Source organism: Jeongeupia chitinilytica, from assembly GCF_014652315.1.
Lineage (GTDB): Bacteria > Pseudomonadota > Gammaproteobacteria > Burkholderiales > Chitinibacteraceae > Jeongeupia > Jeongeupia chitinilytica.
This window is the reverse complement of sequence record NZ_BMYO01000002.1, coordinates 114,436-140,075: the sequence shown is the minus strand read 5'-3', so window position 1 is coordinate 140,075 and position 25,640 is coordinate 114,436. Positions and strand designations below refer to the sequence as shown.

Here is a 25,640-nt window from a genome sequence, read left to right as displayed (position 1 = left end):
GCTACTCTCCCGTGCAGCGCACTGGCGCCAGCTGCTGGACAACGTCGTTGCCGGCCGGCAGCGTCAGCGTGCCACGGCAGCGCAGCGCTTCCGCGTCGGTGACGACAAAACGGTACTCGCCGGCCGCCAGCTCGTCGACGTAGAAACTGCCGTCGAGCGCCGCCTGCAGCTTGCGCGTGCCCTCGGGCAGTGCCAGGCGGATCACGGCACCGGCCAGCGGTTGGTCCTGCCCGTCGACGAGCAGCCCGGCCCAGGCGCGGATCGGCGTGGCCTCGAAGCGGACCACGCGGCCGCTGTTGTAGGCGGGCTGGACGTCGCGCCGCAGTTGCGGCACCGCATAGTCGAGCGGCAGATCGTTCTGCACCAGTCCGATCTGCTGGGTGTTGTAGCTCGAGAGGTCCGGCAGCACCACACGGCCGTCGGCCCCGCTGCGGCCGACCACCTGACCGTTCTGCGTCACCGCGACACCGCTCAGCGGCAGCTCGGCGATTGCAAAGCTCTGGTTCACCTGCCGGGACAGCGCGGTCGCGCCGTCGGCATAGACCAGCGCGCCGGCCCAGCTTGCCCGCCATGCGGTCGACTGTCCCTCGTTGCGCGAGGCACTGAGCGACAGCTGGCCCGGCGCGAAGCGGCCGTCGATCGAACCGTCGACCTCGTCGCCACTGTCACCGTGCTGCGCGTTGATCCGGTAGCCCCAGCCTTCGCCGAACGGCGTCGAACGCGCGAGCGCGACATTGCTCTGCCAGTTGCCGTCGTTGCTGCGCTGGCTGCTGGCCGACGCGGTGGTCCGGCTGTCGAAAAACCAAGCCAGGTTCACGTAGCCGCCGAGCGAGCTGTTGTCGCCGGTGTCGGCCAGCGTCACGTTCATCGACAGCGAGACCGAACGCAGCGGTGCGACCGAGTAACCGAGGCGGTACTGGTTCTGCGTCGGCAAGGCGCCGCCGACCTGACGCGACCAGTCGAAGCTCCAGTTGCCCCAGGCCGGCGTCCCCCAGCTGCCGCCGGCACCACCGCTCCAGCGCGGCGGCGCGAAGCCGGTGCCGGCGGCGACGTAGCCCGGATCGATATGCTGGGCGAAGCCGCGCAGGCTCCAGTTGCGCTCGTCGAAGCGGTAGGAAAGATACTGCGCGTCGCCCTCGTTGCCGTCGTCGTGCCGCGCCCACGAAAATGCACCGGACAGTACGCCGGCGCGGCCGAGCCGCATCGTTACCAGCCCGCCGGCCGAGTCGTAATCGGGATTGCCTTCGGCGCGCGCGCCGACGGTCAGCGCATCGGTCACGCCGTAGCGGTGGTACAGCGAATACGCGAGACCGCCGTAATCGTCGAAGCCTTCGGGCCGGCGCCAGACGCCGACGTTGTAGTTGAAATCGTTCAGCCCGGCCTTGAGCAGGCTGTCGTCGAAGTAGTACGGCACGTTGATCGTCTGGCGGTTGCCGTACTCGTCGCGCAGCACGATCTGCACGTTCTGCAGGCCGGCGAAATAGCGCAGGTCCTGGAACTGGTACATGCCGGGACTCAGGCTCTCGGTGCGGATGCGCTCGCCGTTGAGGTAGACCTCGGCCGTCGACGGCGTGGTCACCGGTACCGTGGCCGACATCGACGGTGCGCTGTCGAAATCCTGCTGCATCGAGAACACGCGCGAAAAGCCGATCCCGGCCAGCTGCGGCGCGCTGCCGAGCGTGCCGGTCACCGGCGCCAGATCCCCGAGCGTCAGTCTTGCCATGCTGTCCGGCCAGTCGTAGGTCGCCGTGGTCGTAACGCGCTGCCAGCGCTCGTCACGGCCGGACGACTGGTAGTTCTGGTCGCTGCGCAGATTCCAGCCGCCGACGGACAGGTTGGCCAGCGGTGCAAAGCCGTAACCGTCGCTGCCGTCCGGGTTGCGGAAGGTCGACACGGTGTAGTCGAGGTAGCCGGAAACGCCGCCGCGCCAGACCTCGGCCGGCTGGGAGCGGCCGTACAGCGAGATCGTCTGCTCGCCGATCTGCGCCGGCGCGACGGTCAGCGATACCGTCAACTGATCCGGGTCGTAACGGCTTTGCATCTCCTTGGACGACGACAGCAGCAGGTAGCGCACGCCGTCGAACTCTGCCGACTGGCCGTCGGGCTTCAGCCCGAGCTGGCCCAGGTCGTCGCTGGCCAGCCAGAGCTGGCCGGCCTCGAGCCAGGCCCGCTGGGTACCCCGGTCGACGTCGTTGACACGCACGGCAACCAGCAGGGCTTCGGCACTCGTCGTGCCGGCGATCAGCGTCAGGACCAGTGCGAAGCAGCGCAGCAGCATCAGGCCTTGCAGTCGCCTGCGGTCAGGCTCAGCGGCACCGCCAGCGTTTTCCGGTCGAAGACCAGCGTCAGCACCGGCTTGGGCTGCCTGCACAGTGCCTCGGGCAGTTGGAAGCCGTAGTCGTGCGCCACACCCGGCAACAGGTACCAGTTGTCGAAACGGTCCACCGAGGTACCGTCCGAAAAGGTCGCCTGCTTGATCTTCAGCGTCATGTTGCCGTCGTTCTCGACCCTGACATCAAGCCGGCCCTTGGCCACGCCCGGTGTCACCCTTGCCGACGGTGCCGGCTGCTGCGGCTGGACGAAGACCGGCACGCCGAAGCTCACCAGCATGGCGACCTGGCCCTGCCGGTTTGCGCCGGCCACGGGCTGCTCGCTCACATAGAGACGGAACGCCTGTTCCTGTGCCCCGCGCTCGCCCTTCGGACCGAGGCGGATCACCTTGCTGCTCCCGGGGGCCAGTTCGAGCTGACGCGGAAAGTACACGAGCGCATCGGACGGCGTGTACTGGTCCTTGCCGGCCGCATCCTGCTGCCAGGCCTTCAGCGACACCGCCACCCGCAATATCGCGTCGCCGTTGTTGGTGACCGTGATCGCGCTGGCACGGTCCTGCGGGGAGAAATCGACACGGACCGGCGAGACGCCGAATCCGGCGGCCTGCACGGTCGCGGTAAAAAACAAAAGGCCGGCAAAGCCGGCCTTGATCTTGGTTATGAGGTTCACGGCGCCAGATCAACGGTCAGGATCACCGTGTCATTGTAATCGCCGATCTTGGCATCCTGATAGTCGGTGCCTTTGACACCGGCATCCAGCGTCAGTGAAATCGGCGTGCTCTGGCCGGTGGCGGTGCCGGTGGTCTTGTCCGGCGTCAGCGTGTAACCGATCACGTCGGTCGCCGTCCCGCCCGACAGCAGCATCTGCCGCTTGCCGCCACCATCCGGATTCAGGCCGTTGTCCAGCGACACCGTGTAGTTCACGCCGTTGGAACACCAGAAGCTGGTTGTTGCGGATTTGGTCTGGTCGCCGCCGCCGGGAGTCAGCGTACCGAAATCGATCACCACGTCGTTTGCGTCGACAAAGTCGCAGGTCCCGACCACCTTTGCCTTGACCTGCACATTCTTGTCGGCTGCATACGCGCCGCCCATGGACATCAGCAGCAGGGTGGCACCCATTACCAGGTTGAAGCCCTTGTTCATCATTGACTCGCTCGTTCCCGCGAAGGGAAGGTTGTTTTGATGAACCAAATTTTAGGCGAATGGGATATTCAAATAATGTATTAAATTACCGAAGCAATACGGTAAAACCCACATACCGATCAGGGAGAAACGGTCAGCACCACCGTGTCGGCGTAATTGCCGACCGGACTGTCGATGTAAGCGGTCGCCTCGATGCTGGCAGTCAGCATCAGCGAGATCGGTGTCAGCTCTCCCTGTCCGTTGCCGCTGGTGGGCGCAGCGCTCAACGCATACGGGATATAGCTACCGCTGTCGCCGCGCATCCGGCGCTGTTGACCATTCGGATATCGGCCCGGATCCAGCGTTACCGTGTACTGCGTACCGGTACTGCAGGTGAATGCCACCGACTGCGACACCTGCCGTGCCCCCTGCCCGGGGACCAGCGCGCCGAAATCGAGCACCACGTCGTCGGCGTTGCCGAACTTGCAGCTGCCCGGCACGGACGCCGTCACCGGCATGCCGCGCGTATCCGCCAGCGCCTGACCGCCGAGCAGCAGCAAAACGAACACCCCGATCCGCGTCATGATCTCCCCCGCTCCTGCCCCCTCGCCGTCCGATTGCGCGTCCGGGGCGACACCGCACCAGTATGCACGTTCAGAGAAAAGGAAACTCGACCTCGGGCCGGCGTCCCGACACGAGCTCGGCGATCGCATGCGCCGAACCGCAGGACTCGGTCCAGCCCAGCGTGCCGTGACCGGTATTGAGATACAGGTTCGCGATGCGGCTTTGGCCGATATAGGGCAGGTTGCCCGGTGTCGCCGGTCGCAGCCCGCACCAGAACTCGGCGTCGCCGTATCCGGCGATGTCGGGAAAGATCTCGCTCGTGCGCTGGATCAGCGCCTGGCAACGGACCTCGTTCAGCTCGAGGTTGTAACCGTTGAACTCGGCCGTCCCCGCGACACGCAGCCGGTCGCCCAGCCGCGAGAACACCAGTTTGTAGCCGTCGTCGGTCAGGCTCACGGTCGGCGCCAGATCGGTCTCGGCGACCGGAATCGTCGCCGAATAGCCCTTGGCCGGGTAGATGTCGAGCGTGATGCCGACCTGCTTCATCAGCAAGGGGCTGTAACTGCCCAGACAGACGAGGTAGGCATCGGCCTGCAGCAGTTCGGTCACGGTATCGCCGTCGTCGTCGTACTCGACCTCGACACCGGCGATCCGGTCGCCGGCCTGCTTCAGCCGGGTGACGCGTGTCTGGTAGCGGAAGGCGACGCCACGACTTGCGGCCAGTGCGGCGAGCTCCTCGGTGAACTTGCGGGCATCGCCCGATTCGTCGGTCGACGTATAGGTACCACCGACGATGGGCAGGCGGCTTTTGGCCAGTGCCGGCTCGATCGCGAGGCATTCGGCCGCGTTCTTCACTTCGCGGTCCAGACCGATTTCGCGCATCGCCGCCGCCGCCGGAATCGCCGCATCGAAATCGGCCTCGTCGGTGTAGTAATGCAGGATGCCCCGCGAGAGCTCGTCGTAATGCAGACCGGTGTCGGCCCGCAGCTGCTGCAGTTGCGCGCGGCTGTACAGCCCCAGCCGGACCAGGTTCTGCAGATTGCCACGGGCGCGCGCCGGCGTGCATTCCTGCAGGAAGCGCAGGCCCCAGCGCCACTGCGCCGGGTCCATTTTCAGCCGGAACAGCAGCGGCGCGTCTTCCTCGCCCAGCCACTGCAGGGTTTTCCACGGCGCCTTCGGATTGGCCCACGGCTCGGCATGACACACCGAAATCTGCCCGCCGTTGGCGTAGCTGGTTTCCAGCCCGGCGGCCGGCTCGCGGTCGACCACCGTGACCTCGTGCCCGGCCTGTGCCAGAAACCACGCCGACGTCACACCGACCACCCCTGCTCCCAGCACGATCACCCGCATCCGAATCCCTCCCCCCGCAAGAGACGGCATTATGCCGTGTGCAAAATCACACTGCCCGTCGACTTGGACACGCTTTGATCTGGGTAAATCTGTTGCGGGCTCAAACCTGCTGACCGGTCGTGCCCCCCACCGGCGACAAACCCGATCGATGATCTTTTATTCGTAGAACAATTGTTCTACAATCGGCACCAAGACAAACGACCCCCCGGATCGACGGACATGGACGACAACAAGAGCAAGGCGCTCGCTGCGGCACTGGCACAGATCGAACGGCAGTTCGGCAAGGGCTCCATCATGAAGATGGGCGAAAACCAGATCGAAAACGACCTGCAGGTCGTGTCGACCGGTTCGCTCGGCCTTGACCTCGCACTGGGCGTCGGCGGCCTGCCGCGCGGCCGCATCGTCGAAATCTTCGGACCGGAATCGTCGGGCAAGACGACGCTGTGTCTGCATGTCGTCGCCGAAATCCAGAAGCTCGGCGGCACCGCTGCCTACATCGACGCCGAAAACGCGCTCGACCCGATCTATGCAGCGCGTCTTGGCGTCAACGTGCCGGAAATGCTGATTTCGGCCGACATGCTGGTCCGCTCGGGCGGCGTCGACATCATCGTCGTCGACTCGGTTGCCGCACTGGTGCCGAAGGCCGAAATCGAAGGCGAAATGGGCGACGTGCACGTCGGCCTGCAGGCGCGGCTGATGAGCCAGGCGCTGCGCAAGCTGACCGGCAACATCAAGCGTACGAACACGCTGGTGATCTTCATCAACCAGCTGCGGATGAAGATCGGCGTGATGATGCCCGGCCAGAGCCCGGAAACCACCACCGGCGGCAACGCACTCAAGTTCTACGCCTCGGTCCGCCTCGACATCCGCCGCATCGGCGCCGTCAAGAAGGGTGACGAGATCATCGGCAACCAGACCAAGGTCAAGATCGCCAAGAACAAGGTCGCCCCGCCGTTCCGCATCGTCACCTTCGACATCCTCTACGGCGAAGGCATTTCGCGCGAAGGCGAGATCATCGAACAGGGCGTGGCACAGAAGATCGTCGAGAAATCGGGCGCCTGGTACAGCTACAACGGCAACAAGATCGGTCAGGGTCTGGAGAATTCGCGCCAGTACCTGAAGGACAATCCCGAGCTGGCTGCCGAAATCGTCGCCAAGGTCCGCGAAAAGATCGGCCCGGTACTGCCGCTGGATACCGGTGCTGCTGCCATCGACGACGACGCCGAAGCGCTGGCCGAATAAGCCACCATCGCCAAACGGACGGCCGGTTTACCGGCCGTTTTTCATTGCGAGCCCTTATGGCCCCGACCACACCGACGCTACGCAACCGCGCCCTTGCCCACCTCGCCCGGCGTGAATACGCGCGCCTCGAACTGCGCCAGAAGCTGTTGCCGCACGCCGACGGCGACGAGGCTGCGCTCGACGCCATTCTCGACGACCTTGTCGCTCGTGGCTGGCTGTCGGACGAACGCTTTGCCGAGCAATGGGCGCACTTCCGCTCGCAGCGCTACGGCCCGCAGCGGCTGCGCGCGGAGCTGCGGCAGAAAGGCGTCGACGATACACTGATCGATACCGCGCTCGAAGGCGTTGCCGACGACGAATTCGCCCAGGCGCGTGCGCAATGGCAGAAGAAGTTCGGCGCACCGCCGCAGGATGCCAAGGAGCGCGCGAAACAGGCGCGTTTTCTTGCCGGTCGCGGCTTTTCGCTCGACGTCGTCTACCGGGTCATTGGCGGCAGCGACGACGACACCGATTAAGGCGCAGCAACCAGTGCCTCGCGCACGTGGTCGATGAAGGCCCTGACCTTGGCCGGCACATGCCGCCCGTCCGGGTAGACCGCGTAGATGCCGGCCCGCGGCAAGGCATAGCCGCCGAGCACCCGCACCAGCTGGCCGGTCCTGACCTGTTCGGCCACCATGAAATCCGGCAGCGCCGACAGCCCGGCCCCGGCAGCCACCAGGCCCTGCAGTCCGGCGGTCGAGTTGACCTTCAACGCCGCCGTCACCCTGACCGCCTCGTCCCCGCCAGCCGGCGTGGCAAACGTCCAGTGCAGCGGTGATCGCAGCAGCGTCAGCGCCACCCAGCGGTGCGCCGCCAGTTCGGCCGGCGTCTGCGGCGTGCCGTGGCGCCGCAGATAATCCGGTGCCGCGACAACCCACTGACCGAAATCCCCGAGCGGCACCACCCGCAGGCTCGAATCCTTGAGCCAGCCCATCCGGATCGCCAGATCCAGCCGCGCATCGACCAGATCGACCTGCTCGCTGGCGGTAACCACGTCGATTTCCATCTTCGGATAGCGCTCGATGAAGCCGACGATCAGCGGCGCCAGTACGGTTGCCGCATACTCGGCCGACACCGTCAATCGCAGTAGCCCGCTCGGTTCGCGCCGACCCACGTCGAGCCGTTCGAGCGCTGCCGCCATCTCGTGCAACAGCGGCGCACAATCGTCGAAGAGCGCGCTGCCGGCTTCGGTCAGGCTGACCTTGCGCGTCGTCCGCGTGAACAGCCGGACTCCCAGCCCGGCTTCGAGCCGGCGGACCTGCAGGCTGAGTTGCGACTTCGGCTTGCCGGTGCGCTCGGCCGCAGCGGTGAAACTGCCGGTTTCGGCGACGGCGGCAAACGCCGCCAGCAGATTCAGATCGTGGGCCATTGCCATTGTTTCCATATCGACAACAGTCAATTATCGACTACGCGATTTATTCGCTCAATGGCAAGGCGCATCATCGGCACATCGATTGAACGGATGCCCCCATGTCCACCGAACTGATCCTGTTGTTCGACCCCAACTGCGGCTGGTGCTACGGCGCGCACCCCGCGCTCGCCGCGCTGCGCGACGCCAGCCCGCTGCCGTGGCGGCTGCTGCCGACCGGCCTCTTTGCCGGTGCGGACGACGTGCCCGCCGCCGACGCCTACTTCTGGCGCAGCGACCTGCAGATCCGCGAACGCACCGGCGTCGCCTTCAGCGAGACCTATCGCGACCGCGTTCTGGGTGGCGACACCGTCGTACTCGACTCGACCGCCGCCACGCTGGCCTGGCATCTGGTCACCCGCCAGCGCCCCGGACAGGCGCTCGACGTTCTACAACGGGTGCAGGCACTGCGCTACGTCGACGGCATGCTGGTCGACGCATCGCAGCTTGCCGTCCTCGCCGGCGAGTTCGGGCTTGAGGCCACCGCACTGCAGGCGGACTTTGCCGCCGGCTGGTCCGACGCGCTGCACCACGACGTTGCCCAGGCACGGGTGCTGATGCGTCAGCTCAACCTGCGCGGCGTGCCGGTGCTGCTGCTGCGCCGTGGCGACGACGTCGCCATCGTGCCCAATACCCTGCTGTTCCAGAACCCGGCCGCGCTGGTCAGGTTCGTCGCCACCCACGCCTGACCCCAAGGAGCTTTCCATGAACATCGCCCTCATCGGTGCCACCGGCTATGTCGGTTCCAAACTGCTTGCCGAAGCCCTCGCCCGCGGCCATCGCGTCACCGCACTGGTCCAGCACCCCGAAAAACTGCAAGCGCACGCCAACCTGACCGGCGTCGCCGTCAAGGTCCAGGACACTGCTGCGCTGGCAGCGCAGCTCAAGGGACACGACGCCGTGATCAGCGCCTTCAGCGGCCACGCCCAGAGCGACGTGCTCGGCTATTTCGTCGACGGCTTCAAATCCATCGTCGCTGCGACCAAGTCCGCCGGCGTTGCCCGTCTGCTGGTCGTCGGCGGCGCCGGCAGCCTCGAAGTCGCACCGGGCGTGCAACTGGTCGATACCCCCGAATTCCCCGAACAGTGGAAAGCCTCGGCACTCGGCGCCCGCGAGGCGCTGAACCTGCTGCGCGCCGAAACCGCCCTCGACTGGACCCTGCTGAGTCCGTCGGCGATGCTGCAGCCGGGCGAGCGCACCGGCCGCTTCCGCCTCGGCGGGGACCAGCTGATCGTTGACGCGGACGGCAACAGCGTGATTTCGGTCGAAGACTACGCGGTCGCAATGATCGACGAACTGGAAACGCCGAAGCACAGCCGTGCCCGCTTTACCGTCGGCTACTGATCCGGTTGCCGTCGTCCGCGAAGGCCCGCCCCCGGCGGGCCTTCGGCATTCTCCCAGGACGGCGGCCATTTGATTACTTTCGGGATTATTTTTGATGTAACAATTCCCGTTTACTGGCAGCATATCGGCATGACTTCCACTCCGCGTTTCCACATTCCCGGCTGGATGCTGCTGCTCGGCATCCTGACCGCGATCGGCTCGGTGTCGATCGACATGTACCTGCCGGCCTTCCCGGCCATCCAGCACAGCCTGAACGCCGGCAGCGGTGCGGTGCAGCTGACGCTGACGACCTTCTTCGTCGGTCTGCTGTGCGGCCAGCTGGTCTACGGCCCGGCCAGCGACCGTTTCGGCCGCAAGAAGCCGCTGGTGGCCGGACTGGCGCTGTACTCGCTCGCGTCGATCGGCTGCATGCTGGCACAGAGCATCGATGCGCTGATGTTCTGGCGCTTTATCCAGGCGTTCGGCGCGTGTTCGGGCATCGTGCTGGCGCGTGCCATCGTCCGCGACCGCTGCGACCCGCGCGAAGCGGCGCGCTCGTTCTCGATGCTGATGCTGATCATGGGCGTCTCGCCCATCCTCGCACCGCTGCTCGGCAGCTACATCCTGCAGGTGTCGAGCTGGCGGGTGATCTTCGGCATCAACGTCGCCTTCGGACTTGCCTGCCTAATTGTCGTCGTCACCTCGCTCAGGGAAAGCCGTTCGCCCGATCCGGCCACCTCGCTCAACCCGTTCAGCGTGTTCCGCGGCTACGTCGAAATCCTGCGCGACCCGCAGTTCAGCGTGCATGCGGTCTCCGGCGGCTTCGCCCAGGCCGGGCTGTATGCCTACCTGGCCGGCTCGCCCTTCGTGCTGATCGAACTGTTCCATCTCAGCCCCAGCGCCTACGGCTGGGTGTTCTGCGTCAACGCGGTCGGGCTGATCGGCGCCTCGCAGATCAACGCCGCCCTGCTCAAGAGCAACGGCATCTACACCTTGCTGCGCCACGGACTGACGGCGACGCTGGCCGCCGCCGTGATACTCGCCTTCGCCGGCCTGGCCGGTGTCGCGACCATGCCGCTGCTGCTGGCGGGGATCTTCTGCTTCATGACCAGCCTCGGCTTCGTCAACCCGAACGCCGCCGCGGCCTCGCTCGCCAACCACCCGGAACGCGCCGGCAGTGCCTCGTCGCTGCTCGGCACCCTGCAGTACGGTCTGGCCACCCTAGCGACGTTTGCGATGGGCATGATCCATGACGGCAGCGCCCGACCGCTGGCGCTGTCGATGGCACTGTTCGGCCTGATCGGCTGGGGCATCCACCGCCGCTTCGCCGGGCGGTCACCGCACTAGGCGACGACGGGCCGGCAACCGCCGGTACCGGCGCGCCCGCCCGCGCGACAAACACAGCCCGCCGCTATCCCCCGCGGCGGGCTTTCCTTTAGAATCCAAGGTTTGCATTTGCACGCCTTTCCGAGCCCTGCGCCCATGAAAACCGCCGAGATTCGCCAGAAATTCCTCAGTTTCTTCGCTTCCAAGAACCACCAGATCGTCGCCTCCAGCCCGCTGGTGCCGAACAACGACCCGACCATCATGTTCACCGTGGCCGGCATGGTGCAGTTCAAGGACTGCTTCCTCGGCTTCGACAAGCGCGCCTACACCCGGGCCACGACCAGCCAGAAATGCCTGCGCGCCGGCGGCAAGCACAACGACCTCGAGAATGTCGGCTACACCGCACGCCACCACACCTTCTTCGAGATGCTGGGCAACTTCTCGTTCGGCGACTACTTCAAGCGTGACGCGATCACCTTCGCCTGGGAATTCCTGACCAGCGCCGAGTGGCTGAACCTGCCCAAGGACAAGCTGATGGTCACCGTCTATGCCTCGGACGACGAAGCGTACGACATCTGGCACAAGGAAGTGGGCCTGCCGGCCGAGAAGATCGTCCGCATCGGCGACAACAAGGGTGCACCGTACGCGTCGGACAACTTCTGGACCATGGGCGACACCGGCCCCTGCGGCCCGTGTACCGAAATCTTCTTCGACCATGGCCCGTCGGTTGCCGGCGGCCCGCCGGGATCGCCCGACGAGGACGGCGACCGTTACATGGAGATCTGGAACAACGTCTTCATGCAGTTCAACCGCGACGAAACCGGCACGCTGCACCCGCTGCCCAAGCCGTCGGTCGACACCGGCATGGGCCTCGAGCGCCTCTCGACGGTGCTGCAGGGCGTGAAGTCCAACTACGAAACCGACATCCTCGCCGACCTCGTCCGTGCCGCCGCACGCGAAACCGGTGTTGCCTACAGCCAGGACGTGCCGTCGCTGAAGGTCATCGCCGACCACATCCGTGCCTGCGCCTTCCTCGTGGCCGACGGCGTGCTGCCTTCCAACGAAGGCCGCGGCTACGTGCTGCGCCGCATCGTGCGCCGCGCCGTGCGCCACGGTTACAAGCTCGGCCAGAAGAACACCTTCTTCCACAAGCTGGTCGACGACCTCGCCCGCGTGATGGGCGACGCCTACCCGCAACTGCGCGAAGGTCAGGCAAAGATCGAGGACGCACTGCGCGCCGAGGAAGAACAGTTCGCGCGCACGCTCGACATCGGCATGGCGCTGCTGGAGAAGTCGATCGAAGGCGGCAAGACCGTCCTCGACGGCAAGACCGCGTTCACGCTGCACAGCACCTACGGTTTCCCGATCGACCTGACCGCCGACATCTGCCGCGAGCGCAATCTCGAACTCGACATGGCGGGTTACGAGCGCGAGCTGAAGGAAGAACAGGAACGCGGCCGCGCCGCCGGCAGCTTCAAGATGACCGCCGGCCTCGCCTACGAAGGCAGCGCCTCGGCGTTCCACGGCTACACCGAGGTCAGCACCGAAGCCACAGTCATCGCGCTGTACAAGGGCAGCGAGCAGGTCCAGCAGCTCGATGCCGGTGATGAAGGCGTGGTCGTGCTCGACAACACCCCGTTCTACGCCGAATCGGGCGGCCAGGCCGGCGACGTCGGCGAGATCTCGGCCGCCGGCGGCCTGAATGCGCTGTTCGACGTCACCGACACCCAGAAGGTCAAGGCCGACGTCTTCGGCCATCAGGGCAAGCTGGCACGCGGCAGCCTCAAGGTCGGCGACAGCGTCACCGCGACCATCGACCTGCACAAGCGCCACGCGACCCAGCGCAACCACAGCGCCACCCACCTGCTGCACGCCGCATTGCGCGACGTGCTCGGTACCCACGTCGAGCAGAAGGGCTCGCTGGTCACGTTCGAGCGCACCCGCTTCGACTTCAGCCACCCGAAGGCGCTGACCGCCGAGGAAATCGCCAGGATCGAAGCGCTGGTCAACCACGTCGTGATGGCCAACCATGCGGTCGACGTCGGCCTGATGAGCTACGACGACGCGATCAAGGCCGGCGCGATGGCGCTGTTCGGCGAAAAGTACGGCGACGAAGTGCGCGTGCTGAAAATGGGCGACTTCTCGACCGAACTGTGCGGCGGGACCCACGTCCACCGCACCGGTGACATCGGCTTCTTCAAGATCGTCGCCGAATCGGGCGTCGCCGCCGGCATCCGCCGCGTCGAGGCGGTGACCGGCGAAGGTGCGCTGGCCACCGTTCAGGCCATCGAATCCGAACTGAAGGCCGCCACCGGCGTCGCCGGCGCCCAGCCGGGCGAACTGGTCGGCAAGCTCGAGAAACTGCAGGCCGAGCTCAAGGCCGCGCAGAAGGAAGCCCAACAGCTCAAGAGCCAGATGGCCTTCGGCCAGCTCGACCATCTGGTCGGTCTGGGCATGCTGACGATCAAGGACGTCAAGGTGGTCGTTTCCAACATCGACGCTATCGACGGCGGCACGCTGCGCGAAATGAGCGACAAGCTGATGGACCGCGTCGGCTCCGGCATTGCCGTGCTGGCCAGTACGCTCGACGGCAAGGTCAGCATCATCGCCCGCGTGTCGAAGGACCTGACCGGCCGGATCAAGGCCGGCGAGATCGCCAACCATGTTGCCTCGCAAGTCGGCGGCAAGGGCGGTGGCCGTCCGGACATGGCACAGGCCGGCGGCACCCAGCCGGAAAACCTGAAGGAAGCGCTCAAGAGCGTCGCCGACTGGGTCGAAGCCAAGCTCTGACCAACGCATCACGCAAACAGAACGGCTGGCCACCTGTGCCAGCCGTTTTTACATGAGAGAAAACATGACGCCTCGCCCGCAGCTGCAGACCGGCTACTACCGCCACTACAAGAACCTGAATTACGAGGTGATCGACGTGGTCCGGCATTCGGAAACGACAGAATGGATGGTGCTGTACCGCGCGCAGTACGGCGACTTCGGCCTGTGGGTGCGGCCGTACGACATGTTCTTCGAACAGGTGATCGTCAACGGCGAAACGGTGCCGCGCTTTGCCTGGGTCGGCCCGGCCGAATGACTGCCCGCAGAACCGATCCGGGCGAACCGCCGCTCGACTTCGGCGACCGTCTGGCCTGCGCTGCGCTTGGCGGGCTGTTCGGTGCACTCTATGGCCTGTTGCTGGCATTGCTGCTGATGTGGCTGTTCGCCGGTCGTATTTCGCTTGGGACAACCATTGCGGGCTCGGCGGCGTTGTTCGCCGTGATCGGCTTCATCCGTGGCCCGGTAGTCGGTGACCTGCTCGGTGCACTGGCACACTTCTGGTACGGTATCTTCAACGGACTGGCGGACTACACGCCTGACACCCCACCGCATGACACCGAACGAACACTGAAAACGCTGTTCTATTTCGGCTTTGCCACCGGTGCGCTGATCTGGCTGGCGCTCTGAAACGAAAAAAAGCCCCGCATTGCGGGGCTTTTTTCGGAAACCATCAGTGCCGCTGCGCGCTGCCCTGCGCCGTGCCGTGCCCGGCGAACAGCTGTTCGACATCGACCAGATCGAAGTGGTAACCCTTGCCGCAGAACTCGCAAGTAACATCGACCGAGCCTTTTTCGGCCAGAACGTGGTCGACTTCTTCGCGGCCGACCATTTCCAGCATGCCGCCAACGCGTTCGCGCGAACAGGTGCAGGCAAAGCGTGGCATCGCCGGGTCGAACACGCGGACCTGCTCTTCGTTGAACAGCCGGTACAGTACGTCACGCACCGGCAGACCGAGCATTTCCTCGTCGGTGATCGTCTGCGCCAGCATCTGGATACGCTCCCACGCGTCCGGATCGCCGTGCCCGGCCGGCATCTTCTGCACCATCAGTCCGGCCGACATGCCGTTGCCACACGCCAGCCACAGCCGGGTTTCGAGCTGCTCGGAATGCTTCATGTAGTGCTCGATGATCTCGGCCACATTCTGTCCCGGTTCCAGACCGACGATGCCCTGATAGGCCTCGCCCTCGTCCGGATCGAGCGTCAGCATGAAGCGGCGATCGTTGCCCAGCAGCTCGGCTAGCGAGACATCGGGGATGTCGCCTTCCCAGCGCGCCATTGCACGGATGGTGTTGTCGCTGGTCACTTCGACCACCAGCAGCCGGACCGCGCCGGTGCCGTGCAGCTGCATCACCAGCGTGCCGTCGAACTTCAGCGTGGCCGACAACAGCGTTCCCGCCGCCATCAGTTCGCCGATGAAGCGTGCCAGTACCGGCGGGTAATCGTGGCGGGCCAGCACTTCGCGGTAGCTGGCATCGAGCTTGACGATCTCGCCGCGGACCGGCGCGTCGTCGAAAAGGAAACGTTCAAGCGTATCTTGGGTCATGGTTCTCTGCCGGCCTCGGCCGGGTACTCGTCTATGCACAAATCGTTTCAAGGCGCCGGTATGACCGGCGCCCGTTCAAAGTCCCAGCAAGGCGCGATCAATCTTCACCACCACCTTCCGGATCGGCATCGATTCGCCAACACAGCGGCCCGGCCGGTGCAGCTCGCCCGGATAGAACACCAGGAAATCGCCCGGCAGCAGCCTGATGCGCTGCTCGTTGTCCGGCGGGGCGAAAAACGCGATGTCACGGCTGTCGAAGAAATCGTCGAGCACCGCCAGTGCCGGATCGGCCGGCGCCACACCGTAGCCTTCCTCGCCGCTCAGCAACAGCTGGATGTCCGCATAGCGGCGGTGCGCTTCGGGCCGGCCGGCGTCGAACGGCTGGGTGATCATTTCCTGGATCATGAAGAACAGCCGGTCGCCGTCGATTTCGTAACGGCCGGCCGGCAGGGTGTCCAGATCATGCGCCGCCAGCGCCTCGAACGCGCGGTTGACCGCATCGGGCAGGACCGCACGCTGTTGCGGCCAGTGGGCAAGCTTACCGAGATACATGTTTCGCTCCGGTGTCAGTCGTCGTCCTGACCGAGATCGAGCAGATACTCGGTCATCGGCAGGCTCGAGCTGATGTCGAAGGTGCAGCCGACCTCGACGCCAATGCGGGCGATGTCGAGGGCGCTCAGATCGTCGCGGTCATACACCGCCTGCATCGCGCCCAGTGCATAGTCGTGGCCGCTGCCGATCGCCCAGAAACGGGCATATTCGTAGACTTCGCGCAGACTGTAGACCCCGAAGATGCCGTGCTTGTTGGCAATCAGCGCGGTCAGCTGGCTCGATTCGTACGGATCGTCCTCTTCCTCGTCGGGCTTGAGGAAGAACTCTTCCTTGAGCTTCGGGTGCAGCTTGCGGAAGCTCTCGAAAATCGCCACACGGCTGGAGAAATCCAGCGCCCTGGACTTTTTCAGCGCCGCCTGGATCACCAGATCGTGCGCGGCGCTTCCGGAAATCGAGAAATAGCTGCCATGCGACTTGAAGATCTTGTTCCACTGCGCATCGAACCCCGCGCCCAGCGCGGTATCGCCAAACGTGGACTGGCTGTCGGCCGCGATGGCGACCTGATTGTTCTTTCTGACGACGACGACGGTGGTCACCGGCTTTCCTTGATCAGTTGCACGAGTTTGTCCAGCGCATGCGCAACGGCCTGACGGCGCACTGCAGCCCGGTCTCCGCCGAACACGCAGCGCTCGGTGACGATGCCCAGCGGCGAGCCGAAAGCGAACCAGACGGTACCGACCGGCTTGTCCTCGCTGCCGCCGCCGGGGCCGGCAATGCCGGACACCGCCACGCCCCATTCGGCACTTGCCGCGGCCATCGCGCCCTGCACCATCGCCGCGACCACCGGCTCGCTCACCGCACCGAGGCCCTGGATGAAGGCCGGCGGCACGTCGAGCATGTCGACCTTGGCGCTGTTGCTGTAGGTCACGAAACCACGGTTGAACCAGTTGCTCGACCCGGCAATGTCGGTGATCGCGCCGGCGATCAGTCCGCCGGTGCACGATTCGGCCGTGGTGACGCTGTGGCCGCGCGCCAGCAGCAAGCGGCCCAGTTCGACCGCCAGCGCTTCGGTATTCAACATGGGGGCATTCATCGCATCCACAAGCTCAGTCGACCAGCAGCGGCGCCACCGGCGCCTTGAGGAAGTGTTCGCGGTAGAACTTGAGTTCGTCGATCGACTCGTAAATGTCGGCCAGCGCCTCGTGGCGGGCCTTCTTCTTGAACTGGCGATGCACGTCCGGTTGCCAGCGCTTGCACAGCTCCTTCAGCGTCGAGACGTCGAGGTTGCGGTAGTGGAACCAGACTTCGAGCCGGGGCATCCAGCGCGCCATGAAACGGCGGTCCTGGCAGATCGAGTTGCCGCACATCGGGCTGGTGCGTTGCGGCACGTATTGCTGGATGAAGGCCAGTGCTTCGGCCTCAACGGCCTCGACGCTCAGCGTCGACGCCTTGATCCGGTCGATCAGGCCGGAGCGGCCGTGGGTCGACTTGTTCCAGTCGTCCATCGCGTCAAGCACGCTGTCGGGCTGATGCACCGCCCACGCCGGCGATTCGGCCACGGTATTGAGCTGGCTGTCGGTGATCACGATCGCCAGCTCGATGATCCTGTCGTTCTGCGGATCAAGACCGGTCATTTCCATGTCCAGCCAGATCAGGTTGTTCTGGTCGACCATTGCACATCCTTTTCGGTATCGGGTTGGGCTGCCGCGCGGCGGGGGCCGCGCAGCTGCGAAGCTGTACCGATTTTAACACCGAAGCCCTGCCGGCCTGCGTCGACGGGCGGATTCACCGCCCTTGCCAGCCATACGACCGGCCGCCCGATTGACCGCCTGGCGGCCCGCTTTGTATGCCATTTGATTTGCTGCACTGCAGCATTAGACTGGAACAGGAGTCACCGCCCTGCCATGCGGCCTCCCGTCCTTCTCCCCCGGCGAACCGGCCGGGGATTTTTTTGTCCGTCGCCCACGCGGGCGGAGGCGAACCGTCGACAAGCGCAACTCAGCGCCGGGCGTAACGGGCGGTCATGAGCGGCGTCCACACCCCGTCCGGCCCCTGCGCTTCCGAGCGCATCACCCGGTGATCGGCGTCGACGATCTCGATCACGTCGTGGAACACGCGGGTCTGGCCGGGATTCATGTAGTCCGGCCCGGTCGAGGACAGTGTCAGGATGCGGCCGCCGGGATCGAGCTCACCATCGTAGATCCACATGTGCGTCATCATCGAGCCGACCCAGCTGCCGGTGAAACGCTGCGTGTCGGCGTTGAAACCCAGCGTGATCTGCATCGAGCACGGGTCGCCGTCGGGCATCGTGCTTCGCCCGTCGCCGATCACCCAGATGTCGCCCAGCGCACGGACGGACTCGGTGCCGCTGCTTTTCTCCGGCACCTGGCCGGGCGGCCCCTGCATCTCGCACTCGAACGTCCACTCGCCCAGCAGTTGTTGCAGCCAGCGGTGCTGCTGCAGGACTTCGGTTTTCATGGCCGGCTCCTTCAGAACCTGAAGATGCCAGCCTAGTCAGCAGTGCGGCGCAGCAAGGCCGTAAGCTGCCGAATGGCGGCGCCTTGAGCGGCGAAAAAAACCCGGTGCAACGGTGCTGGCAAAGCGTGCGAAGCGCTGACAGTACAAGCGGTACGGCAAGCGAGCACAACGCAACCCGCAGGATTTGCGCCCTGCAGGGAGTGCCCTTGGGGCATTTGTCGCGCTCAGTCGTCGCGGGTCAGCACTTCCAGCAGCTCGACCTCGAAAATCAGGTTCGAGTTCGGCTTGATGTGCGGCCCGATCTGGCGCTCGCCATAGGCCAGATGTGCAGGCACGAACAGCTTGCGCTTGCCGCCCACCTTCATCCCCATCATGCCCTGATCCCAGCCCTTGATGACCCGGCCGGTGCCGATCACGCACTGGAAAGGCTGGCCGCGATCGTGCGACGAGTCGAACTTCGTGCCGTCTTCCAGCCAGCCGGTGTAATGGGTACGGATCAGCGCGCCCTTGACGGCTTCGCGGCCCTCGCCAACGGCCAGGTCTTCGATCCGGAGTTCTTCATTGCTCATGGTGGCGCTCGATACGGTAAGGAGAAGAAGCCGAGGATTCTACCACCGCCCCCCTTTGCCGCCCGTCGGCCGGCCGTCGCGCCGCCTCTACCCGTCCATCCGTTTCAGTACCAGCAATGGTGCGGCTCCAGCGCCGATCATCCTGCCAGCTCCCTGCGCGCCGCAACACAAAACGCAACTTTTTAGTTGCATTTATCGGTCCGGATCGCATACTACAACAAGCAACCATTAAGTTGCCTATTGAAATCCCAAAGGAGCCCCATCATGAACGACTACAACCAAAGCCTTGTCCTGGCCGCCACGCCGGCCGACGTCTATGCCGCCCTCACCACGCCCGCCGGCCTGCGCGGCTGGTGGACGGTCGACAGCGATGTCGATCCGGCCGACACCGTTGGCAGCGAATTGCGCTTCCGCTTCGGCTCGCATTTCATGCACATGCGCATCGAGCAACTGACGCCGTCCGCCGAAGTGCATTGGTACTGCACTGCCGCATTCACCGACGTCGACGCCTTTACCCGCAAGGACGAATGGGTCGGCACGCGGATCAAGTTCCGTCTTGCTGCGGCCGGCGACGGCCAGACCCGGCTGGACTTCGTCCATCTCGGGCTGGTGCCGGCATTCGAGTGCTACGATTTATGCCAGAACGGCTGGCAGCACTTCCTCACCAGCCTGCAGCAGTACGTTGCCACCGGCACCGGCACGCCGTACCGCCCGGCCGAACCGCACCCTGCCGTACCCATCGCCGCCTGAAGGACCACACCATGAGCACTGTCAGCGAGACCGACCGGATCGAACGCAGCATCGTCATCAACGCACCCCGCGAGCGGGTGTGGCGCGCGCTGGCCGACGCCGAATCCTTCGGCACCTGGTTCGGTGCTGACCTCAAGGGCCAGACGTTTTTGCCGGGTCAGCGCACGCGCGGGCCGATCACCATCAAGGGCTTCGAGCACATCCACTTCGACGTGGTGATCGAACGGATCGAGCCGCAACAGCTGCTGTCCTATCACTGGCACCCGTATCCGGTCGACCCGACGATCGATTACGAACTGGAAACGCCGACCCGCGTGGTGTTCACGCTGCACGACGCGCCGGACAACACCACGCTGCTGAAGGTGGCAGAATCCGGCTTCGACAACGTGCCCCCGCACCGCCGGCTCGAAGCGTTCCGCATGAACGGCAACGGCTGGGCGGCGCAACTGGAGAATATCGCCCGTCATGCCAGCGCCTAGTCCCCTCGTTGCCCACGACCGCAGCGACGTCATCCACGCCAGCGACACGCTGGCGCGGGTGTTCGCCGCGCTGGGCGACCCGATCCGGCTGAAGCTCGTCGCCGTGCTCTGCGCCGGCGGCGCGCTCTCGATCGCCCAGCTCACCGCCAACACCGACATCAGCCGACAGGGCGTCACCAAGCACTTGCAGGTGCTGGCCGAAGCCGGCGTCGTGCGCGATGTGAAAATGGGGCGGGAACGGTTGTGGCAACTGGACCCGGCACAGATCGAAGGCGCCAGGCAGACGCTGGACGTGATCGGCCACGAATGGGGCATTGCGCTGCAAAAGCTCAAGCTCTTTGCCGAATCGCCGTAACCGGCCGCGAACACGGGCGACGGCCCGAGCCCGCCTCGCCAACGTCGCAAAGCAGCGCCCGGCGCACGTCGGGAAACCTTGCACCAGAAACGAAAAATGGTTATTTAAAAATCATTTAATATTCCTTTTTAACTTAAAGCGCCGCTTGTTAGATTGCCTCTTCGCCACGACACGCCCCTCTGTGGCCAATACATGAGGAAAATCCGATGAGCACACTGAATCGCTTCAAGTACTTGCTGCCGTCGCTGGCACTGGCCGGGGTTGCGCTCACGGCGCAGGCCGACGAGGTCACCGTCGCTTACCAGACGACGGTCGAACCGGCCAAGGTGGCGCAGGCCGATGGCGCCTACGAGAAAGCCACCGGCAGCAAGATCAACTGGCGCAAGTTCGAAAGCGGCGCCGAGGTCATCACCGCCATTGCGTCGGGCGACGTGCAGGTCGGTTACGTCGGCTCGAGCCCGCTGGCCGCCGCCGCCAGCCGCTCGCTGCCGGTGCAGACCTTCCTGATCGCAGCGCAGATCGGTTCGGCCGAGGCGCTGGTGGTCCGCAACGGTGCCGGCATCAGCAAGCCGGCCGATCTGGCGGGCAAGAAGATCGCCGTGCCCTTCGTGTCGACCACCCACTACAGCCTGCTGGCCGCGCTGAAGCACTGGAAGATCGACCCGTCCAAAGTCCAGATCGTCAATCTGCGGCCGTCCGAAATCACCGCGGCCTGGCAGCGTGGCGATATCGACGCGGCCTATGTCTGGGATCCGGCGCTGGGCAAGGCCAAGGAAAACGGCAAGGTGCTGGTGACCTCGACCGACGTGGCCAAGTGGGGCGCGCCGACCTTCGACGCCTGGATCGTTCGCAAGGATTTTGCCGAGAAGAATCCGAAGTTCGTCGAACAGTTTGCCCGCGTCACCCTCAAGGCCTACGCCGACTATCAGGCCAATCCGAAGGCCTTTGCCACCAACGCGGCCAATACCGAGAAAGTCGCCCGCATCACCGGCTCCAAGCCCGGGGAAGTCGCCGCGCTACTGGAAGGCAACCGCTATCCGGTCGCCAGCGAGCAGGCGAAAATCCTGGCGGCCCCCACCGTCAAGGCACTGACCGACACCTCGGCCTTCCTCAAGGATCAGGGCAAGGTCGACGCCGTCCAGCAAAGCTACACCGGGTACGTGAACGGCCGCTTCGTCCAGACGGCTGGCAAGTAATACATCGCAATATCACGGCCGGGCTTGCCCGGTCGTCCCCGCTCCTGCACAGGAATTCCCCCATGTCCTCGCTGATCGTCGATCGCGTTTCGGTACGCTATCCGGGTGCGCAAGGCACCGCGCTCTCGGATGTGTCGCTGACCGTGCCACCGGAAAGTCTGGTTGTCGCACTGGGCCCGTCCGGTTGCGGCAAGACCACGCTACTGAACCTGATTGCCGGCTTCATCAAGCCCACGAGCGGGACGATCACGCTGGATGCCGAACCGGTGACCGGCCCCGGCGCCGAGCGCGGCGTGGTGTTCCAGGACGATGCGCTGCTGCCCTGGCTGAACGTCGGCGACAACGTCGCCTTCGGCCTGCGCCTGCGCGGCGTACGGCAGCGCGAGCGCGAAGCCCGTGCCCGCGAAGTCCTGCAGCTGGTCGATCTGGCGGACCATGCCGGACACAAGGTCTGGCAACTGTCCGGCGGCATGCGTCAGCGCGTCGGCCTGGCGCGGGCGCTGGCGGCCAACCCGCAGGTCTTGCTGATGGACGAACCGTTCGGCGCACTGGACGCCTTCATCCGCGAGCAGATGCAGGCGCTGCTGCTGCGCATCTGGCGCGAAACCGGCAAACGGGTTTTCCTGATCACCCACGACATCGAGGAGGCCGTCTTCCTCGCCACCGATCTGGTGCTGATGTCGCCCGGGCCCGGCCGCATCGTCGAGCGGCTGCAGCTCGACTTCGGCCGCCGCCACGCAGCGGGCGAGCCGGTACGCAGCATCAAGGCCGAGCCCGATTTCATCGCCGTGCGCGAGCACGTGCTGGCGCGGGTCTTCGCCCACCGTACGAACCGTGCCGAGGGAGCCATCGCATGAACAGCGCCGAACTGACACTGGGCAAGCACGTTTTCATTACCGCCGAAGCCGCGCAACCGACGCCCCCCGAGGCCGGGCCGCGCAGTGCCCTGCGCATCAGCCTGCTGACGCTGGCCGGCGTATTGCTGCTATGGTGGGGCGTCTGCGCCAGCGGCCTGATTGCCCCGCTGTTCCTGCCGCCACCGCAGGCGATCGTCGCCAAGCTGTGGCTGACGGCAACCCGGGGCTATATGGATGCCACCCTCTGGCAGCACCTGGGCGCGAGTGCCTTCCGCATCGTGACCGCGCTGGTCGCAGCGGTGCTGTTTGCCGTGCCGGTCGGCATTGCAATCGGGCTGTCGCGTACCGCACGCGGCGTGCTCGATCCGCTGATCGAGTTTTACCGCCCCATTCCGCCGCTCGCCTACCTGCCACTGATCGTGATCTGGTTCGGCATCGGCGAGCTGTCCAAGGTCCTGCTGATCTATCTGGCCATTTTTGCGCCGATTGCCATCGCCACCGCCACCGGCGTGCGCAACGTCGATCCGACCCGGCTGCGGGCCGCACAGTCGCTGGGCGCCAGCCGCTGGCAGCTGATCCGCCACGTCATCGTGCCGTCGGCACAGCCGGACATCCTGACCGGCGTCCGCATCGGTCTGGGCACCGGCTGGTCCACGCTGGTCGCCGCCGAGCTGGTCGCCGCCACGCGCGGGCTGGGCTTCATGGTGCAGTCGGCGGCCCAGTTCCTCGTTACCGACGTGGTCGTGCTCGGCATCATCGTCATCGCCGTCATCGCCTTCACGCTCGAGCTGGGGCTGCGCGCCCTGCAGCGCCGGCTGGTGCCCTGGCAAGGCCAGTCCCGTTGAACCCGGAGTTCCCCATGCCCCATTCCATCACCCTCACCCCGCTCAGTCCCGCGCTCGGCGCCATCGTCGACGGCGTCTCGCTGGCCGGACCGCTGAACGACGAACAGCGCGAGGCGCTGAACGATGCGCTGCTTGCACACGAGGTGCTGTTCTTCCGCAATCAGCCGCTGACACCGGTACAGCAGCGCGACTTCGCCCGCCAGTTCGGTGACCTGCACATTCACCCGATCTACCCTAACGTGCCCGAAACACCGCAGATCCTCGTGCTGGACACGCACGCGGACAACCTGCCGGACAACGACAACTGGCATACCGACGTCACCTTCATTCCGACGCCGCCACTCGGTGCGGTGCTGTCGGCCAAGCAGTTGCCGCCTACCGGCGGCGACACGCTCTGGGCCAGCGGCACGGCGGCCTTCGATGCGTTGTCGCCGCAACTGAAAACGCTGCTCGACGGCCTGACGGCCACGCACGACTTCGCGCTCTCCTTCCCCGCCAGCCGTCATGCCGTTTCCGACGCGGGCCGGGCCCAGTGGGAAGCGACCCGGGCCAAGCACCCGCCGCTGTCGCACCCGGTGATCCGCACCCATCCCGTCACCGGGCGCAAGGCGATCTTCGTCAACGAAGGCTTCACGCTGCGCATCAACGAACTGCCGCCACGGGAAAGCGCCGCGCTGCTGGCCTTCCTCTACGCCCACATCGCCCGACCGGAGTTCACCGTGCGCTGGCGCTGGCAGGTGGACGACGTGGCGTTCTGGGACAACCGGACCACGCAGCACTACGCGATTGCCGACTACCTGCCGGCCCGGCGGGTGATGCATCGCGCCACCATTCTTGGCGATGCGCCGTTCTGATTTCTAAACTACGCCCACCCTCTCAGCATCGAGCCGCCATGCCCCGTTTCCACCATGCCCTCACCGCCCTGACCCTCGCCTTTGCCGCCATCCTGCCCGCCCACGCGGCAGACCTGCGCATCGGCCTTGCCGCCGACGTCTCGTCGCTGGACCCGCATTTCGTCAATATCGCCCCCAACATCGCGCTGTCGTCGCACCTGTTCGAATCGCTGACCAGCATCGACCCGAACGGCAAGCTGCAGCCGGGGCTGGCGACCAGCTGGAAGGCGGTCGATCCGACCACCTGGGAGTTCAAGCTGCGGCGCGGGGTGAAGTTCCACGACGGCAGCGAGCTGACCGCCGACGATGTCATCTTTTCGCTCGACCGCCCGGCCACGCTGACCAACAGCCCGGGGCCGTTCACCAGCTACACCAAGCCCATCGTCGCCAAGCAGGTGGTCGACCGCTACACGGTGCGCCTCAAGACCGCGACACCGTACGGCCCGCTGCCGCTGGACGTGAATTCGATCTTCATCGTCTCGAAAAAAGCCGCGCAGAACGCCACGCCGGAGGACTTCAACAGCGGCAAGGCGCTGATCGGCACCGGGCCGTTCAAGTTCGCCAGCTTCAAGCGCGGCGAAGCCATCGAACTGGTCAGGAACCCGCAGTACTGGGGCGAGAAGCCGGCGTGGGACAAGGTGACCTTCCGCATCCTGACCAGCGACGCGCCACGCCTGGCCGCCTTGCTGGCCGGCGACGTCGATGCCATCGAGAACGTGCCGACCGCCGACATCGCCCGGCTCAAGGCCAATCCCAAGTTCGTACTCGCGCAGCGTGCGTCGTGGCGCACGCTGTTCTGGCAGCTGGACCAGTGGCGCGACAACTCGCCCTACGTCACCGACAAGGCCGGCAAGCCGCTGGCCAGAAATCCGCTCAAGGATGTCCGGGTCCGGCAGGCCATTTCCAAGGCCATCAATCGCGATGCGCTGGTCGAACGCACGCTGGAAGGGCTGGCCATCCCCGCCGGCAACATCGTTTCGCCGGGCATCCTCGGCAATGCCAAGGCGTTGAAGCCGGAAGCCTACGACCCGGAAGGCGCGAAGAAACTGCTGGCCGCAGCAGGCTATCCGGACGGTTTCGCGCTGACGCTGCACGGCCCGAACAACCGCTACATCAACGACGAGCAGGTCGTGCAGACCGTCGCCCAGCTGCTGACGCGCGTCGGCATCCAGGCTAGGGTCGAAACGCTGCCGCTGTCGGCCTATTTCGGCAAGGCGCGGGCCGGCGACTACAGCGTGGCACTGCTGGGCTGGGGGTCGCTGGCGGGTGATTTTGCGCTGCGCTCGCTGGTCGGCACGCCCAATCCGGACACCGGCTGGGGCAGCTGGAACTGGGGCAGGTACAGCAATCCGAAAGTCGACCAGCTGGTAGCGGCCTCGCTCGCCAGCGTCGAGCCGCAGGAACGCGAGAAACTGGCCGAACAGGCCGCCACACAGGCGCTGAAGGACTATGCCGTCATCCCGCTCTACCACCAGTACGCCAGCTGGGGCCTGAAGAAGGGCATCAAGTTCACGCCGCGCGTGGATGAGTTCAGCTTTGCCTGGCAGTTCAAGCCGGAATGAGCGCGGCACTGATCCTTTCATACCGCAT

At 65.4% G+C, this 25,640-nt stretch carries 29 protein-coding genes; 16 read left to right on the top strand and 13 right to left on the bottom strand.

Translation table 11 applies throughout. The features are described from left to right. Nucleotide 1 precedes the first annotated feature (1 nt). The 5 genes from IE097_RS03755 to IE097_RS03735 all read right to left on the bottom strand — a co-directional run bounded on the left by IE097_RS03755 (nt 2) and on the right by IE097_RS03735 (nt 5,396). Nucleotides 2-2,278, bottom strand: a complete 2,277-nt coding sequence (locus IE097_RS03755; RefSeq protein WP_189458813.1) for a fimbria/pilus outer membrane usher protein — start codon at nt 2,276-2,278, stop codon at nt 2-4. Then, the gene (locus tag IE097_RS03750) at nt 2,278-3,000 is read right to left on the bottom strand and encodes a fimbrial biogenesis chaperone (RefSeq protein WP_189458812.1); all 723 of its coding nucleotides are present in this window, start codon (nt 2,998-3,000) and stop codon (nt 2,278-2,280) included. Before IE097_RS03750 ends, IE097_RS03755 begins: the two co-directional genes overlap by 1 nt. Beyond that, the gene (locus IE097_RS03745) at nt 2,997-3,476 is read right to left on the bottom strand and encodes a spore coat protein U domain-containing protein (RefSeq protein WP_189458811.1); all 480 of its coding nucleotides are present in this window, start codon (nt 3,474-3,476) and stop codon (nt 2,997-2,999) included. The genes IE097_RS03750 and IE097_RS03745 overlap by 4 nt, the downstream gene beginning before the upstream one ends. Before the next feature lie 116 nt (nt 3,477-3,592). Next, entirely contained in the window at nt 3,593-4,036 is a 444-nt protein-coding gene (locus IE097_RS03740; RefSeq protein WP_189458810.1) for a spore coat protein U domain-containing protein, read from the bottom strand. A gap of 70 nt (nt 4,037-4,106) precedes the next feature. Further along, nucleotides 4,107-5,396, bottom strand: a complete 1,290-nt coding sequence (locus tag IE097_RS03735; protein WP_189458809.1) for a D-amino acid dehydrogenase — start codon at nt 5,394-5,396, stop codon at nt 4,107-4,109. Between the two features lie 189 nt (nt 5,397-5,585). Between IE097_RS03735 and recA the strand changes: the two genes are divergently transcribed. Both recA and recX read left to right on the top strand, forming a co-directional pair. Further along, nucleotides 5,586-6,608: a recombinase RecA gene (recA, locus tag IE097_RS03730; RefSeq protein WP_189458808.1), complete on the top strand. Its 1,023-nt coding sequence runs from the start codon at nt 5,586-5,588 to the stop codon at nt 6,606-6,608. Nucleotides 6,609-6,664: 56 nt separating this feature from the next. Then, nucleotides 6,665-7,123: a recombination regulator RecX gene (recX, locus tag IE097_RS03725; protein ID WP_189458807.1), complete on the top strand. Its 459-nt coding sequence runs from the start codon at nt 6,665-6,667 to the stop codon at nt 7,121-7,123. On the opposite strand, the gene IE097_RS03720 is transcribed toward recX, so the two are convergent. Beyond that, nucleotides 7,120-8,016 carry a LysR family transcriptional regulator gene (locus IE097_RS03720; protein WP_229797412.1) on the bottom strand — a complete coding sequence of 299 codons (897 nt, stop codon included), beginning with the start codon at nt 8,014-8,016 and terminating at the stop codon, nt 7,120-7,122. The two genes, recX and IE097_RS03720, sit on opposite strands and share 4 nt — an antisense overlap. Before the next feature lie 101 nt (nt 8,017-8,117). Here IE097_RS03720 and IE097_RS03715 point away from each other — a divergent pair, with 101 nt between their 5' ends. The 6 genes from IE097_RS03715 (at nt 8,118) to IE097_RS03690 (ending at nt 14,160) form a co-directional block, all read left to right on the top strand. Then, nucleotides 8,118-8,744 (top strand): DsbA family protein, encoded by a 627-nt coding sequence (locus tag IE097_RS03715; protein WP_189458805.1) that lies wholly within the window; start codon nt 8,118-8,120, stop codon nt 8,742-8,744. Between the two features lie 16 nt (nt 8,745-8,760). Beyond that, nucleotides 8,761-9,399 carry an NAD(P)-dependent oxidoreductase gene (locus IE097_RS03710; RefSeq protein ID WP_189458804.1) on the top strand — a complete coding sequence of 213 codons (639 nt, stop codon included), beginning with the start codon at nt 8,761-8,763 and terminating at the stop codon, nt 9,397-9,399. 129 nt (nt 9,400-9,528) lie between these two features. Beyond that, nucleotides 9,529-10,725 (top strand): multidrug effflux MFS transporter, encoded by a 1,197-nt coding sequence (locus tag IE097_RS03705; RefSeq protein ID WP_229797411.1) that lies wholly within the window; start codon nt 9,529-9,531, stop codon nt 10,723-10,725. Between the two features lie 135 nt (nt 10,726-10,860). After that, nucleotides 10,861-13,494, top strand: a complete 2,634-nt coding sequence (gene alaS / locus IE097_RS03700; RefSeq protein ID WP_189458803.1) for an alanine--tRNA ligase — start codon at nt 10,861-10,863, stop codon at nt 13,492-13,494. A gap of 64 nt (nt 13,495-13,558) precedes the next feature. Continuing rightward, complete coding sequence (locus IE097_RS03695; protein ID WP_189458802.1) at nt 13,559-13,789, top strand: DUF1653 domain-containing protein; 231 nt, start codon at nt 13,559-13,561, stop codon at nt 13,787-13,789. Continuing rightward, complete coding sequence (locus IE097_RS03690) at nt 13,786-14,160, top strand: hypothetical protein (RefSeq protein WP_189458801.1); 375 nt, start codon at nt 13,786-13,788, stop codon at nt 14,158-14,160. The genes IE097_RS03695 and IE097_RS03690 overlap by 4 nt, the downstream gene beginning before the upstream one ends. Before the next feature lie 43 nt (nt 14,161-14,203). Here IE097_RS03690 and hslO read toward each other — a convergent pair whose 3' ends face one another. From hslO to IE097_RS03655, 7 genes are all read right to left on the bottom strand, one after another. Then, nucleotides 14,204-15,076 carry an Hsp33 family molecular chaperone HslO gene (hslO, locus tag IE097_RS03685; RefSeq protein ID WP_189458800.1) on the bottom strand — a complete coding sequence of 291 codons (873 nt, stop codon included), beginning with the start codon at nt 15,074-15,076 and terminating at the stop codon, nt 14,204-14,206. 75 nt (nt 15,077-15,151) lie between these two features. Continuing rightward, the gene (locus tag IE097_RS03680; RefSeq protein ID WP_189458799.1) at nt 15,152-15,628 is read right to left on the bottom strand and encodes a NanQ anomerase/TabA/YiaL family protein; all 477 of its coding nucleotides are present in this window, start codon (nt 15,626-15,628) and stop codon (nt 15,152-15,154) included. 14 nt (nt 15,629-15,642) lie between these two features. Next, nucleotides 15,643-16,224: an MFS transporter gene (locus IE097_RS03675; RefSeq protein WP_189458798.1), complete on the bottom strand. Its 582-nt coding sequence runs from the start codon at nt 16,222-16,224 to the stop codon at nt 15,643-15,645. After that, complete coding sequence (locus IE097_RS03670) at nt 16,221-16,709, bottom strand: CinA family protein (protein WP_189458797.1); 489 nt, start codon at nt 16,707-16,709, stop codon at nt 16,221-16,223. The genes IE097_RS03675 and IE097_RS03670 overlap by 4 nt, the downstream gene beginning before the upstream one ends. A 25-nt stretch (nt 16,710-16,734) precedes the next feature. After that, a complete protein-coding gene (gene orn, locus IE097_RS03665) occupies nt 16,735-17,301 on the bottom strand; it encodes an oligoribonuclease (protein WP_189458796.1) in 567 nt (188 codons plus the stop codon). A gap of 325 nt (nt 17,302-17,626) precedes the next feature. Continuing rightward, on the bottom strand, nt 17,627-18,106 hold the full coding sequence (locus IE097_RS03660; protein ID WP_189458795.1) for a DUF1579 domain-containing protein: 480 nt from the start codon (nt 18,104-18,106) through the stop codon (nt 17,627-17,629). Between the two features lie 224 nt (nt 18,107-18,330). Continuing rightward, on the bottom strand, nt 18,331-18,675 hold the full coding sequence (locus IE097_RS03655; RefSeq protein WP_189458794.1) for an FKBP-type peptidyl-prolyl cis-trans isomerase: 345 nt from the start codon (nt 18,673-18,675) through the stop codon (nt 18,331-18,333). A gap of 264 nt (nt 18,676-18,939) precedes the next feature. Here IE097_RS03655 and IE097_RS03650 point away from each other — a divergent pair, with 264 nt between their 5' ends. The 8 genes from IE097_RS03650 (at nt 18,940) to IE097_RS03615 (ending at nt 25,612) form a co-directional block, all read left to right on the top strand. Continuing rightward, entirely contained in the window at nt 18,940-19,425 is a 486-nt protein-coding gene (locus tag IE097_RS03650; RefSeq protein ID WP_189458793.1) for an SRPBCC family protein, read from the top strand. 11 nt (nt 19,426-19,436) lie between these two features. Further along, complete coding sequence (locus tag IE097_RS03645; protein WP_189458792.1) at nt 19,437-19,904, top strand: SRPBCC family protein; 468 nt, start codon at nt 19,437-19,439, stop codon at nt 19,902-19,904. Next, on the top strand, nt 19,891-20,259 hold the full coding sequence (locus IE097_RS03640) for an ArsR/SmtB family transcription factor (RefSeq protein ID WP_189458791.1): 369 nt from the start codon (nt 19,891-19,893) through the stop codon (nt 20,257-20,259). The genes IE097_RS03645 and IE097_RS03640 overlap by 14 nt, the downstream gene beginning before the upstream one ends. A gap of 206 nt (nt 20,260-20,465) precedes the next feature. Continuing rightward, nucleotides 20,466-21,455, top strand: coding sequence for a taurine ABC transporter substrate-binding protein (gene tauA, locus IE097_RS03635; RefSeq protein ID WP_189458790.1), 990 nt, complete (start codon nt 20,466-20,468; stop codon nt 21,453-21,455). Between the two features lie 62 nt (nt 21,456-21,517). Next, entirely contained in the window at nt 21,518-22,312 is a 795-nt protein-coding gene (gene tauB / locus IE097_RS03630) for a taurine ABC transporter ATP-binding subunit (protein WP_189458789.1), read from the top strand. Next, nucleotides 22,309-23,157 carry a taurine ABC transporter permease TauC gene (gene tauC, locus IE097_RS03625; protein ID WP_189458788.1) on the top strand — a complete coding sequence of 283 codons (849 nt, stop codon included), beginning with the start codon at nt 22,309-22,311 and terminating at the stop codon, nt 23,155-23,157. The genes tauB and tauC overlap by 4 nt, the downstream gene beginning before the upstream one ends. Before the next feature lie 14 nt (nt 23,158-23,171). After that, on the top strand, nt 23,172-24,011 hold the full coding sequence (gene tauD, locus IE097_RS03620) for a taurine dioxygenase (RefSeq protein WP_189458787.1): 840 nt from the start codon (nt 23,172-23,174) through the stop codon (nt 24,009-24,011). Nucleotides 24,012-24,049: 38 nt separating this feature from the next. Continuing rightward, nucleotides 24,050-25,612: an ABC transporter substrate-binding protein gene (locus IE097_RS03615; protein ID WP_189458786.1), complete on the top strand. Its 1,563-nt coding sequence runs from the start codon at nt 24,050-24,052 to the stop codon at nt 25,610-25,612. Nucleotides 25,613-25,640: the final 28 nt, after the last annotated feature.

What these genes read in the sequence shown, in the direction of transcription:
- IE097_RS03755 (WP_189458813.1), bottom strand. Translation starts at nt 2,278, where the DNA reads ATGCTGCTGCGCTGCTTCGCACTGGTCCTGACGCTGATCGCCGGCACG.
- IE097_RS03745 (WP_189458811.1), bottom strand. Translation starts at nt 3,476, where the DNA reads ATGATGAACAAGGGCTTCAACCTGGTAATGGGTGCCACCCTGCTGCTG.
- IE097_RS03740 (WP_189458810.1), bottom strand. Translation starts at nt 4,036, where the DNA reads ATGACGCGGATCGGGGTGTTCGTTTTGCTGCTGCTCGGCGGTCAGGCG.
- IE097_RS03735 (WP_189458809.1), bottom strand. Translation starts at nt 5,396, where the DNA reads ATGCCGTCTCTTGCGGGGGGAGGGATTCGGATGCGGGTGATCGTGCTG.
- recA (WP_189458808.1), top strand. Translation starts at nt 5,586, where the DNA reads ATGGACGACAACAAGAGCAAGGCGCTCGCTGCGGCACTGGCACAGATC.
- recX (WP_189458807.1), top strand. Translation starts at nt 6,665, where the DNA reads ATGGCCCCGACCACACCGACGCTACGCAACCGCGCCCTTGCCCACCTC.
- IE097_RS03720 (WP_229797412.1), bottom strand. Translation starts at nt 8,016, where the DNA reads ATGGCCCACGATCTGAATCTGCTGGCGGCGTTTGCCGCCGTCGCCGAA.
- IE097_RS03715 (WP_189458805.1), top strand. Translation starts at nt 8,118, where the DNA reads ATGTCCACCGAACTGATCCTGTTGTTCGACCCCAACTGCGGCTGGTGC.
- IE097_RS03710 (WP_189458804.1), top strand. Translation starts at nt 8,761, where the DNA reads ATGAACATCGCCCTCATCGGTGCCACCGGCTATGTCGGTTCCAAACTG.
- IE097_RS03705 (WP_229797411.1), top strand. Translation starts at nt 9,529, where the DNA reads ATGACTTCCACTCCGCGTTTCCACATTCCCGGCTGGATGCTGCTGCTC.
- alaS (WP_189458803.1), top strand. Translation starts at nt 10,861, where the DNA reads ATGAAAACCGCCGAGATTCGCCAGAAATTCCTCAGTTTCTTCGCTTCC.
- IE097_RS03695 (WP_189458802.1), top strand. Translation starts at nt 13,559, where the DNA reads ATGACGCCTCGCCCGCAGCTGCAGACCGGCTACTACCGCCACTACAAG.
- IE097_RS03690 (WP_189458801.1), top strand. Translation starts at nt 13,786, where the DNA reads ATGACTGCCCGCAGAACCGATCCGGGCGAACCGCCGCTCGACTTCGGC.
- hslO (WP_189458800.1), bottom strand. Translation starts at nt 15,076, where the DNA reads ATGACCCAAGATACGCTTGAACGTTTCCTTTTCGACGACGCGCCGGTC.
- IE097_RS03680 (WP_189458799.1), bottom strand. Translation starts at nt 15,628, where the DNA reads ATGTATCTCGGTAAGCTTGCCCACTGGCCGCAACAGCGTGCGGTCCTG.
- IE097_RS03670 (WP_189458797.1), bottom strand. Translation starts at nt 16,709, where the DNA reads ATGTTGAATACCGAAGCGCTGGCGGTCGAACTGGGCCGCTTGCTGCTG.
- orn (WP_189458796.1), bottom strand. Translation starts at nt 17,301, where the DNA reads ATGGTCGACCAGAACAACCTGATCTGGCTGGACATGGAAATGACCGGT.
- IE097_RS03660 (WP_189458795.1), bottom strand. Translation starts at nt 18,106, where the DNA reads ATGAAAACCGAAGTCCTGCAGCAGCACCGCTGGCTGCAACAACTGCTG.
- IE097_RS03655 (WP_189458794.1), bottom strand. Translation starts at nt 18,675, where the DNA reads ATGAGCAATGAAGAACTCCGGATCGAAGACCTGGCCGTTGGCGAGGGC.
- IE097_RS03650 (WP_189458793.1), top strand. Translation starts at nt 18,940, where the DNA reads ATGAACGACTACAACCAAAGCCTTGTCCTGGCCGCCACGCCGGCCGAC.
- IE097_RS03645 (WP_189458792.1), top strand. Translation starts at nt 19,437, where the DNA reads ATGAGCACTGTCAGCGAGACCGACCGGATCGAACGCAGCATCGTCATC.
- IE097_RS03640 (WP_189458791.1), top strand. Translation starts at nt 19,891, where the DNA reads ATGCCAGCGCCTAGTCCCCTCGTTGCCCACGACCGCAGCGACGTCATC.
- tauA (WP_189458790.1), top strand. Translation starts at nt 20,466, where the DNA reads ATGAGCACACTGAATCGCTTCAAGTACTTGCTGCCGTCGCTGGCACTG.
- tauB (WP_189458789.1), top strand. Translation starts at nt 21,518, where the DNA reads ATGTCCTCGCTGATCGTCGATCGCGTTTCGGTACGCTATCCGGGTGCG.
- tauC (WP_189458788.1), top strand. Translation starts at nt 22,309, where the DNA reads ATGAACAGCGCCGAACTGACACTGGGCAAGCACGTTTTCATTACCGCC.
- tauD (WP_189458787.1), top strand. Translation starts at nt 23,172, where the DNA reads ATGCCCCATTCCATCACCCTCACCCCGCTCAGTCCCGCGCTCGGCGCC.
- IE097_RS03615 (WP_189458786.1), top strand. Translation starts at nt 24,050, where the DNA reads ATGCCCCGTTTCCACCATGCCCTCACCGCCCTGACCCTCGCCTTTGCC.